Raw genomic sequence first — 16,045 nt, 5'->3', positions numbered from 1 at the left:
TTACATGACCGAACAACAGGTCGTTTTGCGCGAAACCCGGGATGGCGTACAGACGCTGACACTCAATCGCCCGGACAAACTCAATGCATTGAACTTCGCACTCACTGAAGGGCTGGTGCAGGCCATGAAGGATGCCGATGCCGACCCGTCGGTTCGGGTGGTTATCGTCACCGGTGCCGGTCGCGGCTTCTGCGCGGGAGCCGACACCCGCGAGTTCAAGGTGCTGACCCCAGACAATCAATCGCTGGTAGAACGTCGCGCCGCGCTGACCACAGAGTTGCAAGGACTGGTCAAGCAGATGAGCAAACCCGTGATCGCCGCCGTGAACGGCTACGCGATGGGTGGCGGTAGCGGGCTGGCACTCTCCTGCGATCTCGCGCTAGCTGGCGAAAGCGCACGCTTCGGTTATCCAGAGGTCAAGCACGGGATCGTCGCCGCGATAGTCATGGCAGGGCTGGTCGAGCATGTCGGGCGCAAGGCAGCCTTCGATCTGGTCGCTACTGGTCGTACCCTGGATGCTCATGAGGCTCGGCAGTTAGGCATGATCAACCGAGTCGTGGCCGACGCCGATCTACTTGGCGAGGCCCAAACGCTGGCGCAGCAGATCGCCGCCCATCCGTTACAGGCGATGCAGGCCACCAAGGGAATTTTCCACCGGGTCACTGAATTGCCCTTCAGCGAAGGCCTGAAGATTGGTCAGCAATTGAATGCCCAAATGCGTGCCTTTCGCCAAACGGAGTCGCCAGCATGAAACCCCTGGAAGGTGTGACAGTTGTGGAGCTGGCTCGAGTTCTGGCATGCCCCTTTGCCGGCATGATTCTCGCTGAGCTTGGCGCCCGCGTGATCAAAGTCGAGCAGCCTGTCGACGGTGACGAAACCCGTGGTTATGAGCCTTTTGTGCCCCAGGCTGACAAGAACGTCGACCTCCTGGACGAGGATGCCCAGGCCGAAGCACTGGGACGCGAGCGCAGTGCCTATTTCTATGCCTTCAATCGCAGCAAGGAATCGATCACGGTGAACTTGCGCACCGTAGAGGGCCAGGAAATCGTCCGGAAACTGGCGCGCGATGCCGACGTTGTACTGGAAAATTTCCCGGTCGGCACCCTAAAACGTTACGGCCTGGATTGGCCGGTGCTCAAGGAGATCAATCCGCGCTTACTCTACGTCTCCTGCACCGGGTTTGGTCAGACCGGCCCCTATGCCAGTCGCAAGGGTTACGACACTGTATTCCAAGCCATGAGCGGCATCATGAGTCTCACTGGAGAGAAAGATGGCGGCCCGGTGAAACCAGGTATCCCTGTCTCGGATCTGAGCTCTGGTTTGTGGATTGCCCTGGGTATTGTTTCCATGCTTCAGGGCAGACAAAAAGAAGGCACGGGAGCTTACCTCGACTTCTCCATGCTCGACGGACAAATCAGTCTGCTGGCCTTGGCCGCAGCCCGCTACTTTGCTTTGGATGAAGTGCCCGAGCGCCTGGGCACCGAACATCCTGGCCGAGTGCCCTCAGCCAGCTTCCTTTGTGCTGATGGCGGTTACGTACACATCACCGGCGCCGATCAGCACTGGCATCCGCTCTGCTCCGTCCTCGGCCTGGAATCGCTGGGAGCGGATCCGCGTCTGCAACACAACAGTGGCCGCGTATTGCACCGCGATGAAGTGATGGCGGCCTTGTCGAGCTCCATCGCCCTATTGACCCGAGATCAGCTCTGCGCGGCCTGCGACGCTGCGGGTGTACCCGCCGGGCCGCTGAAAACGCTGGACGAGGTGGTGGTCGACCCGCACTTGCGCGCACGCGGCGTGTTTGCTGACTTCGAACATCCAGAGAGCGGACGTTTCCCAGCCATTCAGTTGCCGTTTCAGTTCAGCGGTTACGACAACCCCACGGCAAACCGCCCGCCCCTTTTGGGCGAACACACCGACCGGGTGCTGCAAGACCTCGGCTACAACTCGCAAGACATCTACGCCTTGCACCGTTCAGGAGCGGTATAACCATGAATCAGCCTGATCTGTCCTCTATTGTCAGTCTCACCGTGGAAGAAAACATCGCCACCCTGACCMTGAACCGCCCGCAGGCACGCAACGCCTTGAATACTCAACTGTGCCTTGAGCTCCACCTGGCGGTCCGTGAAGTCAGCAAACGCGACGATATCCATGTTTTGCTGGTGCGCGCCAACGGGCCAGTATTCTGTGCTGGCGCCGATCTCAAGGAGCGCAAGGATATGGATGAAGACCAGATACGCGCTCGACGCATCAAGGCCTTCGCCTTGTATGCCGCACTGGAAGACCTGCCAATACCGGTGATTGCAGCAATCCAGGGCCCGGCAGTGGGTTCCGGCTGCGAAATTGCCAGCGCCTGTGACTTCATCGTCGCCAGTGACCTGGCCAGCTTCCGTTACCCGGAGGCACGTTGGGGCACGGTCGGCGCTACTCAGCGGCTGCCACGCATTGTTGGTAGGAGAATAGCCAAGGAACTGATGTTCACGGGGCGTGAAGTCAGCGCCGTGGAAGCCAAATCCATCGGTTTGGTCAATCAAGTGTTACCTCACGCTGAGTTCGATAGCTATGTCGAGAGACTGGCACGAGAGATCGCCTCGGCGCCGACTCATGCCATCCGTAGTGCCAAACGCACCATCGACAAAGGCGCCGATGACAGCCGTTTTGGTGCTCTGGCCCACGAGATCCTCGCCATCGAGGACAACCTGACTGAAGGCACCTGGCGTGCCGGCATGACATCTTTCGTCTGAGGAATCCCCATGACCGTATCGACTTCCCCGCTGCCCGGTCCCCTGTGGACAGTATTGAATGACATTGCCCGGCAACACCCCGACAACGACGCGTTAATTGCCGAAGACGGCCGCCTGAGTTATCGCCAATTGCTCGAACAGGTGGATAGCACCGCTCGTGCCATGCTCGGCCTTGGCCTGCAAAGGGGCGAGCACATTGGTCTGCTGATGGGCAATTCCGTGCAATGGGCGGTGCTTTGGTACGCGGCGGCTTCACTCGGTCTGGTTTGCGTACCTTTCAACACCCGTTTCCGTAGCGAAGAACTCAGTTATGGCTTGGCCCACGAAGATGTACGGGCGCTGTTCTGCGTCGATACTTTTCTCGACAAGATCGACTTTGTCGCCATGCTCGGGGAGGTCGAGCCAGCCATAAACACCACACTACCCGGGAGCAATCTGCCGCTGTTGCGGCATCTGGTGGTCTTTGGTCAAAGGGTGCCTGCCGCAGCGCTTGGCAACGCCGACTTTCTTGAACTCGGCGCCGATCTCCAGCCTACTGAATTGGCAGTAGCGCGCGCACAAGTGGAGCCCGACGATACGCTGTTGATCCAGTTCACTTCGGGAACCACAGCCTTCCCTAAAGGGGTGATGCTCAGCCACGCGTCGATGCTCGGAATAGCCAAGTGCGTGGCCGTCCGCATGGGCGTGCGATCAGAGGATCGTTATTTCAGTCCAAGACCGTTCTACCATGTGGCAGGTAGCACCATGTCGTTGCTGGTCGCACTGGTTCATGGCGCCACCCTGGTCACTGCCGCGACTTTCGACCCGGCTCAGGCACTGGCTATCATGGAGCGCGAGCAGTGCACACTGACCTCAGGCAATGACACCATGTTTCTGATGATGTTGGCCGAGCCTGGTTTCAACGCTTATCGACTGTCTCTGCGTGGCGGTTGGGCGGCGGCCAGTCCGCAGATCCTTCATGAGGTCGTCGAGAAGATGGGCGCGAAGGACATATGCAATGCGTACGGTCTCTCCGAAGCCTCACCGAACCTGGTCTGCTCTGATTACCGCGAGCCGCTGGAGTTGCGTCTCAACGGCTCCATGACCACCCACGCGGGGCTGGAAATCCAGGTCCGCGACCCTGCCAGCGGTCAACCAATGCCGCCCGGCCAACCGGGTGAAATCTGTGCCCGCGGCTGGAGCCTGATGAAGGGTTACTACAAGCTGCCTGAACAAACCGCAGTCACCCTAAGCGAAGGCTGGCTGCAAACAGGGGACCTCGGAACACTCTCCGAAGATGGCCGCCTGCAGTTTATCGGTCGACTTAAGGACATGTTCCGGGTCGGTGGAGAGAATGTCTCGCCGCTGGAAGTCGAGCAGGTACTGCTAAAACACCCCGCTGTAGAGCTGGCACAAGTGGTCGGCGTGCCAGATCCGCGACTGGGAGAGGTCCCCGCCGCCTATGTCACCCTCAAGCAGGGAAACTGCGCCAGCAGCGAAGAGTTGATCGCGTTCTGCAAGGCACGCTGCGCCAACTTCAAGGTGCCGCGCTATCTGTGCATCGTCGAAGAGTTCGAGAGCATCGGCATGACAGGATCAAGCAAAATTCAAAAGGGCCGACTGCGCGAGCATGCAATTACACAATTCAGGCTGAGCTAACCGTGAGAAAGCCTGGTATCGAAATCGGCAGGCTGACGATACCGGGCGACTGGATTTGCGACCTGAGCGGATTTTGCGGGTAGCGCTCACACTTGAAAGCGCGAAGGCCGAAAGTCACTCAGCAACGGCGTAGCGATGTTTGTTATCAGCTCTTGGCTAAAGAGCCGCGCCAACGTAGGCGCCAGCGTTAATCCTGGATGTGCACTCATGATATATAACCCGCCGTACTGACTCATAGGCCCCACTATAGGAAGGCGATCGTCGGGTATCGGTCGCCACCCTACAGCCACGGATCGTAGTTCTATTGACTCCGCACCGTTCAATTCGGCACGAATTGCTTTGAGGGCCCTGAGCCCGATGGCAACGGGTCCATTTTCTTGCGTATCGTCTATATAGTTTTCAGCTGCAATTAATGTGCGAGCGCCTGCTTGACGAGCTTCCATTTCAGAACTTGAAACAATGCCGTTTAAAAGATCATTAGATACATCAAACTTAATAATAATCGCTGGGGATGACCGAATGGGCAGATGCATGCCTTGGCGAGATAAAAGATCAAGCGTTCCCAAGCCAGCAGTCAGTACCGTTTTACTGCCATGAATATTTCCCGCCTGCGTACTGACGCCTACAACCAGCCCATTCTCAACGAGTAGTTCGTTTGCTGCGCAATTGGAAATAACGTTTGCGCCAAAACCTTTAGCAGCTTGAATCAGGCATTCAATGGCTTCGACCGGCGAGGTGACACCCGCCGCACCCATATAGCGAGCTCGAATGGGCGGATGAGCAAGATTTGGTTCAAGCGCCCTTATTTCATCCTGCGCAATCGTGAGGGGTTGGAGGGGAGAAAGATTCAGACCAGCTTCGCAGAGGTCTTGCTTTTCTTGACAGGCGCCATAGGTAAGTTCTCCACACCAACGCAATGGGAATGACGGCAACTCTGTATGTAGGCGATTGTAATCATCAATCACCCTTTGCGCTAAATGCTGGACGGGTTCAGTCAATGCACTGGCATTAATCCATCCGAATGCGTGGCCGCTTGCGCCGCTGGCTGGCCGGGATTCTTCAATGAGGATCACTCGTTGCCCTGCTTGGGCACAGTAATAGGCTAAGGACGCACCATGAATTCCGGCGCCCACGATAACAAGATCATAACTGTAGCTCTGGTTCATTAACGGTAACACCCTTGACTGTCAGGTAAGTCCTGAACGAATTCCCAGTGGCTATGCCGGCATCCCGGGCAAACTCGCCCTACCTGATCGACATTGCAAACTTTAGGCTTCCAGCGCCCCTGAAGGTCACAGCATCCTCACGTCAGCCTGCCCCCGACCTGCCGTGGCTCATGACAGGTACTTGCGTTCGTCATCCTTCGCAATGCTTCACAAAGAATACTAGACTGAACACTTAGTCTAATATACGCTAATGCCAAATCACCCGTCCATGAGAAAAACCGGGATCCGGTAGACCACGCGTAACGCGCATCCCGGTGATACCGGCCTTGGAATATCGGTGTTTGGAACGCCTGCCGACGGTGGGCAAACAATTCGGAGCCTATTGGGCTGGAACAGAAAATGACTGGACCTGAAGTAACAAGAGGCACTACCTACCATGACCTTGCAGCCAGGCATGTCTCGGCAAAGCGGATCATTGCGCTGTTCACGCCCTATAAACTGCAAATCGCACGGGTCATCTGCCTGATCCTGGTATGTTCGGCCGTCGGAATGGCCTCCCCTTTCCTGCTGAGGGAGATTATTGACGAGGCATTACCTAACGCAGATATGAGCCTTCTTGCCTATCTCGCGGGAGGACTGATTGGCGTTGCCGCCCTCACTGCCGGGCTCAATACACTCCAGATTGTCATGTCTACGAAGATCGGCCAATCGATCATGCATGACCTGCGCGTAAGGTTGTATTCGCACCTGCAATCGCTCTCGCTCTCCTTCTTTTCAGCGACACGTTCTGGGGAAATCCAGTCACGCATAGCCAGCGACATCGGGGGCCTGCAAACGCTCGTCACCAATACGGCCAACGAGTTGGCGCGCAATTTCAGCATCGTGGTGATGACAACCATCGCCATGTTTCTACTCGACTGGCGCCTCGCACTGTTTTCGATGATTGCGGTGCCTGTTTCTATCATCCTGAGTGACCGCGTCGGCAAGATGCGTGAAGCCATTACGCACGAACAGCAGGTTCGTCTTGGTGATATGTCCGCAGCGGTCCAGGAGTCTCTTTCGATTTCTGGTGTCATCCTGGCCCGTACCATGGGGCGTGGTGCGCATTTGACCCAAGGTTTCACACGCACGTCCAAGGATGTCGCGAGGCTGGAGGTCCGTTCTCACACCGCAGGAGAATGGCAGTGGCAATTGATTTTGCTGATGTTGTCGATGTTCCCGGCACTCACCCTTCTGCTGGGCGGCTTGTTGATGAATGCCGGCGTTCCGGCCACTATCGGAACGCTGGTGGCGATGATTGCCTTGCAGGAGCAATTACTTTGGCCGCTGGAAGGGTTGCTGGAGATCGGAAGAGAGTTGCGCACCACCCGAGCCTTGTTCACCCGGGTTTTCGAGTACCTCGACAAGCCCGTAGAGATCACCGAAAAGCCTGATGCCGTCACTTTAGATCGGCTGCAAATGCAAGGCGCGGTTCGGCTGGAGAATGTTGGATTCTCTTATCCCGGCAGCCAGGAACCTACACTGTCGGATGTATCAATCGACATTCCTGCCGGGTCCAGTGTCGCCATCGTGGGTGCCACAGGGTCAGGTAAGACCACGTTGGGTTATCTGCTGGCTCGTCTGTACGATGTCAATGCCGGTGAAATCCGTTATGACAACGTGGATGTTCGTACACTCAGTTTTGAAACCGTTACCGGTCTGCTTGGTGTAGTGACGCAGGAACCTTATCTTCTCTACGCCTCTGTGGCAGAGAACCTGCGCTTTGCGAAGCCAGACGCGACCGACGAAGAGCTAATCGCGGCCGCCAGGATTGCGCAAATCCACGACAGTTTGTCGGCCTTACCCGAAGGGTATGACACGCTGGTTGGAGATCGGGGATACAGGTTTTCTGGAGGAGAAAAACAGCGTCTTGCGCTCGCACGCACGATTTTGCGCAACCCTCCGGTTCTTCTTCTTGATGAAGCGACCAGTGCGTTGGATACACGGACCGAACGCGCCATGGAGGTTGCCCTTGCGGCCCTGTCAAAAGGCCGAACCACAATCACGATTGCACACCGCCTCTCCACCATTCGCCATGCAGATCAAATCGTTGTTCTACAGCGTGGTCGCGTCGTTGAAAAGGGAACGCATACCGAATTGACGAACCTCAATGGTGTTTATGCTGCGCTTGTAAAGTCGGGGCCTTGAGCCTAATGCCAGTCAGTTAAGCAATTTCAGCCACGACACCCTTTGTAGCAGCTGCCGAGCCCGCGAGGCTGCGTTCGGCTGCGAAGCAGTCGTAAAATCAGTAATTGCAGTACGTCAGGCAGGCCGCGTCAGCTGGACTCACGACTGCCATGCAGCCGAACGCAGCCTCGCGGGCTCGGCAGCTGCTACAGATCGCATTACCGCTTAACTGACTGGTATTAGGCCTTGAGCCCCGCTTACTTACGTCACTCACCTGTCGGAGTGATGCCTTCCTCGATCAAAACGGCACCGGTCCCGAGTTTGCTCAAACAATCTCCTGGATTGCGCAGCGGGCATTCGTCCATGGAAAGACACCCGCAGCCGATACACCCGTCGAGCTGATCGCGAAGCCGAGTAAGACTGCTAATCCGTTCACTCAGCATATCCCTCCAGACTGTGGAGAGGTGTGTCCAGTCTTTCGCCGTTAACGGACGCCCGGATGGGAGCTCGTCCAGCGCGGCCTTGATGGTCGCCAAAGGAATACCTGCGCGCTGTGCGACCTTGATGACGGCAATCCTGCGAAGTACCTCCCGGGTGTAGCGACGCTGATTGCCCGCATTCCTTTGACCATGAATGAGGCCTTTCGCCTCATAAAAGTGGACTGTCGCGATAGTGACGCCGCATCGGCGGGCCAGCTCTCCTACCGAAAGTGGCAAGTGCACATCGATCATGGATTCCAAACGCCTCTTGACCTCACCTTTACATGAGGTTTTATAAGGGATGTCGGTTTGCCTTCGCAAGCCTCATTCGCAGCCGCGTGTGTAATCTTGAAATGGAGCCGACATGAATATGCATCACGCCTCATCTGATCAACAATCCGTGCCAGTGGTGGGGGCGCCTCTGGATGGCCGTCCTTCAAATGCAGGCTGGACCGCCCTGCTGTCAGGTTCGAATGGCGTGCGCTCGCTAGCGCTGGCAGGGGGCGTCGTCCTCCATGCAATCAACGTCTACATTGCGACCACGATTCTACCGTCAGTGGTCAGGGACATCGGTGGCATCGACTATTACGCCTGGAACACCACGCTGTTCGTCGCGGCCTCCATCCTTGGTTCGGCACTATCCGCGAGGTTGCTGATCGGCGCTGGGCCGCGCGGCGCATACATCATCGCCACGGTGGTGTTTGCAAGCGGCTCCCTCATATGTGCGTTTGCCCCGTCAATGACCATCATGCTGGCCGGTCGCCTTATCCAGGGGCTGGGCGGCGGTTTTCTATTCGCCCTCTCCTACGCCATGATACGGCTGGTTTTCAATGAAGCCTTGTGGCCGCGTGCGATGGCGTTGGTCTCCGGCATGTGGGGGGTGGCAACGCTGATCGGTCCTGCGGTCGGCGGCATCTTCGCTGAACTCGGTGTATGGCGAGCGGCTTTTGGGTCCCTCATCCCCGTCGCAGGATTGTTCGCCCTGCTGGCTGCGGTCGTATTGCCCAAACGCAACGCTGAAAAATCGGAACGCTCGCCGCTTCCACTCTCCCAGCTCGTTTTTCTGACATCGGCAGTTCTCGCCGTTTCCGCTGGTAGCGTCTCGCCAATCTTCTTCTGGAACATCTTGGGCCTTGCCGCCGCCGTCATCCTGACGGCCCTGCTTATAGCTGCGGAAAGCCGCGCCCGCCATAGGCTGCTGCCAGCAGGGGCATTCAGAATCACATCAGCACTGGGAGCGCTGTATGCAACTATGTCGCTGCTTGCAGTCGCCGTTACCAGTGGCGAGATTTTCGTGCCGCTTTTCCTCCAAGTCCTCCACCATCAATCCCCGCTCTTCGCCGGCTATCTCGCAGCGCTCATGGCTGCTGGATGGACGCTAGGGTCAATTGCAAGTTCTGGAGCGAGCGGCAAAGGCATCAGGCGCTCGATCCTCGCCGGCCCGGTCCTTGGATTGGCCGGCATGGTAGCGCTTGCCATTTTGATTCGAACCGAAAGTGCAGGCAGCTGGCTGATGGTCACGCCGATCTGCCTTGCGCTCGTCGCAATTGGATTGGGCGTAGGGCTGGCTTGGCCGCATCTGCTGACCCGTGTATTTCAGGTCGCGCCGGCTGGCGAGCAGGACCTGGCTGCGGCGTCGATTACGACCGTGCAGTTATTCGCCACCGCGCTTGGCGCTGCTCTCGCCGGAATGGTGGCAAACCTTGCCGGCCTCACTGATCCCGGAGGTATCGCCGGTATGGCAAGCGCCGCGGGCTGGTTGTTTGGAGTGTTCGCGCTCGCGCCCATCTTTGCCGTTTTTACTGCCCTGCGTGTGATCCGATTTCACTCGAAAGCTGGGGAGGTTCGCCAGGTTTAACGAATGCCCTGGCGCTTACGAAACGTTGGTAATAAAAACGCCGCAAGCGAAAGCGCGTTGCGGCGCATGAAGCGAGAAAGCAGAGTTCGTTGTGAGTCACCCGTGATCAGAACTTAGCGGCCGATCAATTAGTTCATACATTCCAAGTGGATGAGCGGATAAGGCCTTCCTTGCCCGTCGAGTGGCGAACGGCCTGTGCGCCTGAATCCGATTTTTTCATAGAAGCCAACTGCTTGACCGTTCTGTTCATTGACGTCGGTTGTCATTTTTGGATGAAGCGCAAGGCCGTGGCGCACGAGCGCGGAGCCAACACCTGTTCCGCGTCAAGCTGGATCGACGATCAGTGCCTCCATGTGTCCGTTGTCGATGAACATGAAAGCCAGCGGGTAATCATTAGCATCCACGGCAAACCAGAGCGGTGCTTGGGGCAGAAAGCCGCACACGATCTCGTCGATGGCAAGGCGATCCTGCAGCGACAGAAAGTCATGCGTAGCGTCAACCGCGCCTCGCCAAATTTCGACTGCACGCTCACCCTCGCCGGGCCGGGAAGATCTAGATGCATTCGATGCTGGTACCAGCGCCCTCCACTCACTTCGACGCCCAGGCAATCACCACAGCAGACAGGTAGAGGCCAACTCCAAAGACGGCATGGTTAATTAAACTGCGCATGCAGTTCGTGGCTGGCGTCGGCGTCTTCGAGGATGCAAATCCTACCCCCATGGCGGGCTGTATAACAAAGAGCGGGACTGCCACTGTTGCGACGCCCAAAGCGATTGCTGGCAGGAAGGTTGGTTCCTGCAGCCAGGCAACACTTTCAATGCATGCCAGTAACACCGCGAAAGCAATGCCCGTGGCGTAGTGCGCCACCCAACCCAGAGCCACTTCACCTCGGACAGGTGTCGTTTTTCCAATGCTGGCATGAGCGAATTTGCCTTGGCACACATGACCTACCCAGCGCCCGACGAAGGCGAAATTCAGCGTTGGGACGCCAAAAAACTTCATGAGGAACATCCACAAATCCATGACGACGGTAGCGCCAACCCCCAACAGAAAAACGTGTGCAACCACTTCCAGCGATGCCATAGCTACCTCTTTTTCATGGACCAATTAATCTTGCCGATGCATGATAGAAGTTGAAGTCAACTTCAAGTCAATGGGCTGAAAATGGATATCACTGAGGTCGTCAAACGCACGGGGATTCCTGCCCACACATTGCGTTTCTACGAAAAAAAAGGGTTGATCGCGTCAGTCAGCCCGCGCGGGGCCCGCCGCCAGTTTGCGTCGGCTGTGGTTGAGCAGTTGGCTGTTATCGCACTCGGACAGGCTGGAGGTCTCTCGCTGGACGAGATACATGCCATGCTTTCCCCGAGTGGTCAGGCCGTTGTTGATAGAGACGTGCTTCTGGCCAAGGCCGATGAGATTGATGCGACAGTCAAGCAACTGCAGGCAATGAGTCGGGGATTGCGGCATGCGGCTGCATGCCCTGCCCCTAGCCACGCTGAATGTCCGAATTTTCGCCGGTTACTCAAAGTCGCGGCGGCTGGGGTCTTTAAGCGTGGCAAGCGTTCGACGGCAGGTCCTTCTGCCGTTCGTCCATCATCACACCAATGAATCCCCCTCCTTTCGATCCCGCTCGGTTACGGAGGTCAATCGCCTTAGTTTTTGGGCGAGATACCTGCGCAAATCGTCCATATAGGTGAACACCACCGGAACGAAAACCAGGCTCAGGACAGTAGACGTGATCAATCCTCCGATCACAGCAACCGCCATGGGCGCCCGAAAGCCACTGTCGGCACCGCTGCTGAGTACAGCGGGCACCATTCCGGCGGCCATGGCGATGGTCGTCATGATGATCGGGCGGGCACGCTCTGCTCCCGAACGTAGAAGTGCGTCCCGGCGCGAAACCCCTTCCCGGCGCTTTTCATTGGCGAACTCGACCAGAAGAATAGAGTTCTTCGTGACGATGCCCATCAACATCAAGATACCGATCATCGCGGGAAGGTCGAGTGCTGCGCCATAGAGCAGCAGGCCCGCAATGGCACCACCGATGGACAGAGGAAGCGCGACCAGGATCGTGATGGGCTGCAGAAAATCCTTGAACAGCAGCACGAGGACGGCATACACCATCAGGATGCCAAACCCCATGGCCACGCCAAACTTGTCGAACATCTCGTTCATGTACTCGGCATCACCATATTCAACACGGCGCACGCCGTCAGGCAACGCTTGCAGTACAGGCAAAGTGTTGATGCTGTCGAGGGCATCGCCCAGGGTGGTGCCAGAACTCAGGTCCGCGTCTACCGACACCCGGCGAAGACGGTCGAAGCGCTCGATGCGGGCTGGCCCATCTGCGAAGCCGAGAGTGGCGACGGCATGCAGCGGAACGCTATTGCCGTCGTCGGTTGGAATGCTCAGGTTTCGAAGAATATCCAGATCACCGCGTGAGCGCTCATCCAGTGCGACACGAATGGGTATCTGTCGATCCGTCAGGTTGAATCGCGCAGAGCTTGCATCGACTTCACCGAGTGTGGCGATGCGCATGACGTTGCCGATACTGGAGGCAGAGATGCCCGCCAGTGCTGCCTCGTGCAGACGCGGCTGGATCAACAATTCCGGGCGGGCAAGCGGTTCGTTGACCTGGACGTTGGTAATGCCTGCGACGCCTCGCATTTGTCGCTGAAGTTCGTTCGCGGTCTCTGACAACTGTGCGGGATCCGCACTCAGCAGGATGATGGAAACATCACGTCCATCGCTTCCCCCCTGGAATGTGAAGCGTATGTCATCGAACTGATTGAGATCTTGCTGCAACGATTGCTCGAACCCTTTTTGATCCAGTTCGCGGTCACTCGGTGACTTGAGGCGGACCAGAAGCATGCCTTTGGTGACATCATTGGCCCCAGCCGCATCCTGGCCTCCAGCCAGCGTGAACACGGCACTCACTTCCTTGCGCCGGGCGAGCTGGTTGCCGACTTCTCGCAGCTTCTCGTCGGTCTGAGCGAGTGGTGTGCCCGGTGTCAGCGCGACATTGACCTGCGTAAGGCTCAGGTCGCTGACGGGCAGGAACCCCGTGGGGAGCAAGGGAATCAAGAGTAGCGAACTGATGAGAAACGCGGCCCCGACTCCCAGTGCCGTCCGGCGATGGCGAAGCGACCATTCCAACACACTCAGGTAGCGTCCCATAAGCTTGCCCGGTTGGGCGTGCGTGCCATGTCCACCTGAACCCACTCCAGGCTTGGGCTGCATCAAATAGGCAGCAAGCAGCGGCGTTGCCAGCCGTGCGACCAGCATGGAGGCCAGCACGGCGACGGAAACTGTGATACCGAACTGCGTGAAGTACTGTCCGATGTAGCCACCAATGAAACTGACCGGCAGAAACACGGCCACAATGGTCGCGGTGATCGCAACGACAGCGAAGCCGATCGCATCGCAGGCATCAATCGCGGCACGGAACGGACGCTTGCCCATGTCCAGATGGCGCTCGATGTTCTCGATTTCGACAATCGCGTCGTCGACCAGAATGCCGATCACCAGGGTCAAGGCCAATAAGGTGATGCTGTTCAGGGTGTAGCCCAGCAATGCCATGGCGGCGAATGTCGGCAGGATCGACAACGGAAGCGCGATGGACGCGACCAGGGTGGCGCGCCAGTTGCGCAGGAAGAAGAACACCACGATGACGGTCAAGCCCGCGCCTTCCAACAATGTCATCATGGACATTATGTAGCTGGAGCGGGTGTAGTCCACCGAGGAGGCGAACTGTTGGATCTTGAGATCGTCATAGCTGCGTTGGAGTCCGGCGATGGTGTCTTCGACGCCCTGCGCAACCACAGTATCACTGGAGCCCTTGGCGCGGTAAACGGCAAACCCCACCACTTCCCGATCATTCAACCGGGCAAGTTCCCGACTCTCGCTACTGGCATCGCGGACGGTCGCCAGGTCGGCCAGCGTGGCCCACCGCCCTCCCGAAAGCGCGATCGGACGGGCCGCGAGTTCTTCAACGCTTGCGGCACTCCCTAGCGTGCGGATAGCTTGTTCGCGGCCGTAAAGAATGATGCGTCCGCCAGGCACATCCACGTTGCTCTGCACCAATTGTGTGTTGACCTGTTCGGCACTGATGCCAAGTGCGGCAAGCCGATCAGGTTTGAGTTCAATCCGGATTTCCCGATTCACGCCGCCCATACGCTGCACACGCTGTACGCCGGGCGTCGCGAGCAAGGCTCGGCTGACGGTCTCGTCCACGAACCACGAAAGTTCTACGGTATTGCGCTCAGCGGAATCGACCGCGTAATAGAGGATCGCGCCCCCTTCCACATCCACCCGTGAAACGCGTGGTTCAAGCACCGATTGCGGCAACTCTGTGCGCGCCTCGGTGACGACTTCACGCACATCATTCGTTGCGCGGTCGGGATCAACGCCGAGTTGAAATTCAACCGTGGTCAGCGAGGTGCCGTCGCTCAGCGTTGAACTCATGTGCCGGATACCGGCGAGCCCGGCGATGGCATTTTCCACGCGACGGGTGACAGCGTTTTCCAATTCACTCGACGCGGCTCCCGGCAGGGTGACAGCAACGGTGACGACGGGAAAGTCCACGCGTGGATTCGCGTTGATGGGCAGGCGCAAGAAAGCGCTGGTGCCTACGACAGCCAGCAGGAAGAACAGAACCAGCGTGGGAATGGGCCGTCGAATCGCCCAGGATGAAATCTGGAAGCTCATGGCGTCTCCTGGGTCAGAGGCGCATCAGCGGCGGAGGTAACTACAACATCGCCTTCGCGCACAAAAGCGGATGCATTCGCGACTACGCGCTCGCCGACCTGCAAGCCCGAGGTGATCTCCAGCAAGTCGCCGCTGCGCCGACCGGCTGTCACCATTCGCCGAGCGATGATCCCCTGGTCATTGACATGCATCACGGAAGCCCGACTGGCATCGATGATAGAAATCGCCCGAGCCGGCAGCGTCACGTCGAGCTTGCGCCGCTCCAGACCCAGCGTCGCCTGGGCATAGGTGCCGGCGCGAAGCAGAGGGGAAGAGCCCAACGCAATGCGTACGCGACCGAGTCGGGATCGAGCATCAACCTTGGGGACCACCAGTCGAATCGTGCCCTCCATGGGAGAAGAAATCCCGGCAATCTGGACGCGAAGCGTTTGTCCTGGCGCGATGTCGATCAGATCGGTTTCCGCCACTTCCCCTTCGAGTTCGATGAGCCCCTCTCGAACAAGCCGGAACATGGGGTCACCACCGCTCAGCGAGCCGGCACGTGCCGCGCGCTCCGCGATGACACCTGCAAAGGGCGCCTGGATGTCAGCCTTGCTCCGCTGGTGGCGAGCGTCGGCAAGTTGCGCGAGCGCTTGGTCAACTTCTGCGCGTGCAGCACGCAGACTGGCCGCTGCTGAGTCCGCCTGGGCGCGACGCTCATCTACCTGCTGCTCACTGACCGTCCCACTTCCCCCCAGCGGCTCGATGCGCTTAAAGCTGGCTTGTGCTTCAACTGTGACAGCTTCCTGTTGGTCGACTGCCGCACGCGCACGAGCCCATGTCGCTTGCGCCTGGCGAACTTGCGCGTCCAGCCCTTGCGTTTCCAGTCGAGCCAGCAACTGTCCAGCCTGGACACTGTCGCCCTCCTCCACCTTCACCTCTGCCACACGCTGTTCCGGCACGGATGAACTGATCGCGATTTCCTCGCGGGCAACCAGTGTTCCATTCACCTGCACAGAACGATCGAGCATCGCCGGGCCAGCCGTGACAGTGCTGACACGCAGTGGGGGCGCTACGGAGGCTACGGGCTCGCTGGAAGGCCAAAGCAACCATGCGCCCAAGCTGACCAGCAGCAGGAAGACACCCGCCCAAAGCTTCAGGTTGCCGGGTCTTGGCACACCAGGAATGGCGGGGGTGGGGTTCATCGGAGTTTTCATTGAGGTAGTCCGAAAAAGCGTGTCGGAACGAAGGAGAACCCTGAGCTTGGCGCGCACCCATGCGGCTCCAGCTTTCACTGGAGAAGGG

12 protein-coding genes and 1 pseudogene are annotated in these 16,045 nt (G+C 58.1%); 7 read left to right on the top strand and 6 right to left on the bottom strand.

Translation table 11 applies throughout. The features are described 5' to 3' along the window. The first annotated feature begins 4 nt into the window (after positions 1 to 4). Genes AB4Z35_RS12960 through AB4Z35_RS12945 form a run of 4 tightly spaced genes read left to right on the top strand, consistent with a single transcriptional unit; the run spans position 5 to position 4,382 of the window. Positions 5 to 751 (top strand): enoyl-CoA hydratase/isomerase family protein, encoded by a 747-nt coding sequence (locus tag AB4Z35_RS12960; RefSeq protein WP_442097431.1) that lies wholly within the window; start codon positions 5 to 7, stop codon positions 749 to 751. Continuing rightward, positions 748 to 1,989, top strand: coding sequence for a CaiB/BaiF CoA transferase family protein (locus AB4Z35_RS12955; protein WP_442097430.1), 1,242 nt, complete (start codon positions 748 to 750; stop codon positions 1,987 to 1,989). The genes AB4Z35_RS12960 and AB4Z35_RS12955 overlap by 4 nt, the downstream gene beginning before the upstream one ends. A gap of 2 nt (positions 1,990 to 1,991) precedes the next feature. Next, positions 1,992 to 2,744 (top strand): enoyl-CoA hydratase/isomerase family protein, encoded by a 753-nt coding sequence (locus AB4Z35_RS12950; protein WP_442097428.1) that lies wholly within the window; start codon positions 1,992 to 1,994, stop codon positions 2,742 to 2,744. Between the two features lie 9 nt (positions 2,745 to 2,753). Continuing rightward, positions 2,754 to 4,382 carry an AMP-binding protein gene (locus AB4Z35_RS12945; RefSeq protein ID WP_442097427.1) on the top strand — a complete coding sequence of 543 codons (1,629 nt, stop codon included), beginning with the start codon at positions 2,754 to 2,756 and terminating at the stop codon, positions 4,380 to 4,382. A gap of 86 nt (positions 4,383 to 4,468) precedes the next feature. On the opposite strand, the gene AB4Z35_RS12940 is transcribed toward AB4Z35_RS12945, so the two are convergent. Continuing rightward, positions 4,469 to 5,548, bottom strand: a complete 1,080-nt coding sequence (locus tag AB4Z35_RS12940) for an NAD(P)/FAD-dependent oxidoreductase (RefSeq protein WP_442097425.1) — start codon at positions 5,546 to 5,548, stop codon at positions 4,469 to 4,471. 399 nt (positions 5,549 to 5,947) lie between these two features. Here AB4Z35_RS12940 and AB4Z35_RS12935 point away from each other — a divergent pair, with 399 nt between their 5' ends. After that, positions 5,948 to 7,735, top strand: a complete 1,788-nt coding sequence (locus tag AB4Z35_RS12935; protein WP_007999112.1) for an ABC transporter ATP-binding protein — start codon at positions 5,948 to 5,950, stop codon at positions 7,733 to 7,735. A gap of 245 nt (positions 7,736 to 7,980) precedes the next feature. Here the strand turns inward: AB4Z35_RS12935 and soxR are convergent, their stop codons facing one another. Beyond that, positions 7,981 to 8,445, bottom strand: a complete 465-nt coding sequence (gene soxR, locus AB4Z35_RS12930; RefSeq protein WP_442097423.1) for a redox-sensitive transcriptional activator SoxR — start codon at positions 8,443 to 8,445, stop codon at positions 7,981 to 7,983. A 112-nt stretch (positions 8,446 to 8,557) separates the two neighbouring features. Between soxR and AB4Z35_RS12925 the strand changes: the two genes are divergently transcribed. Continuing rightward, positions 8,558 to 10,051 (top strand): MFS transporter, encoded by a 1,494-nt coding sequence (locus AB4Z35_RS12925; RefSeq protein WP_442097422.1) that lies wholly within the window; start codon positions 8,558 to 8,560, stop codon positions 10,049 to 10,051. A gap of 128 nt (positions 10,052 to 10,179) precedes the next feature. On the opposite strand, the pseudogene AB4Z35_RS12920 reads toward AB4Z35_RS12925, so the two are convergent. After that, positions 10,180 to 10,362 (bottom strand): annotated as a pseudogene (locus AB4Z35_RS12920) (GNAT family N-acetyltransferase); the annotation flags it as partial. A 277-nt stretch (positions 10,363 to 10,639) separates the two neighbouring features. After that, entirely contained in the window at positions 10,640 to 11,134 is a 495-nt protein-coding gene (locus tag AB4Z35_RS12915) for a DUF2938 domain-containing protein (RefSeq protein WP_442097421.1), read from the bottom strand. Between the two features lie 81 nt (positions 11,135 to 11,215). Between AB4Z35_RS12915 and AB4Z35_RS12910 the strand changes: the two genes are divergently transcribed. After that, the gene (locus AB4Z35_RS12910) at positions 11,216 to 11,662 is read left to right on the top strand and encodes a helix-turn-helix domain-containing protein (RefSeq protein ID WP_442097419.1); all 447 of its coding nucleotides are present in this window, start codon (positions 11,216 to 11,218) and stop codon (positions 11,660 to 11,662) included. Here the strand turns inward: AB4Z35_RS12910 and AB4Z35_RS12905 are convergent. Next, the gene (locus AB4Z35_RS12905) at positions 11,651 to 14,761 is read right to left on the bottom strand and encodes an efflux RND transporter permease subunit (protein ID WP_442097418.1); all 3,111 of its coding nucleotides are present in this window, start codon (positions 14,759 to 14,761) and stop codon (positions 11,651 to 11,653) included. The genes AB4Z35_RS12910 and AB4Z35_RS12905 overlap by 12 nt on opposite strands. After that, complete coding sequence (locus AB4Z35_RS12900; protein ID WP_442097416.1) at positions 14,758 to 15,957, bottom strand: efflux RND transporter periplasmic adaptor subunit; 1,200 nt, start codon at positions 15,955 to 15,957, stop codon at positions 14,758 to 14,760. Before AB4Z35_RS12900 ends, AB4Z35_RS12905 begins: the two co-directional genes overlap by 4 nt. Positions 15,958 to 16,045: the final 88 nt, after the last annotated feature.

This window comes from Pseudomonas sp. KB_15 (assembly GCF_052114525.1).
GTDB lineage: Bacteria > Pseudomonadota > Gammaproteobacteria > Pseudomonadales > Pseudomonadaceae > Aquipseudomonas.
This window is presented reverse-complemented; position numbering and strand designations above follow the sequence as displayed.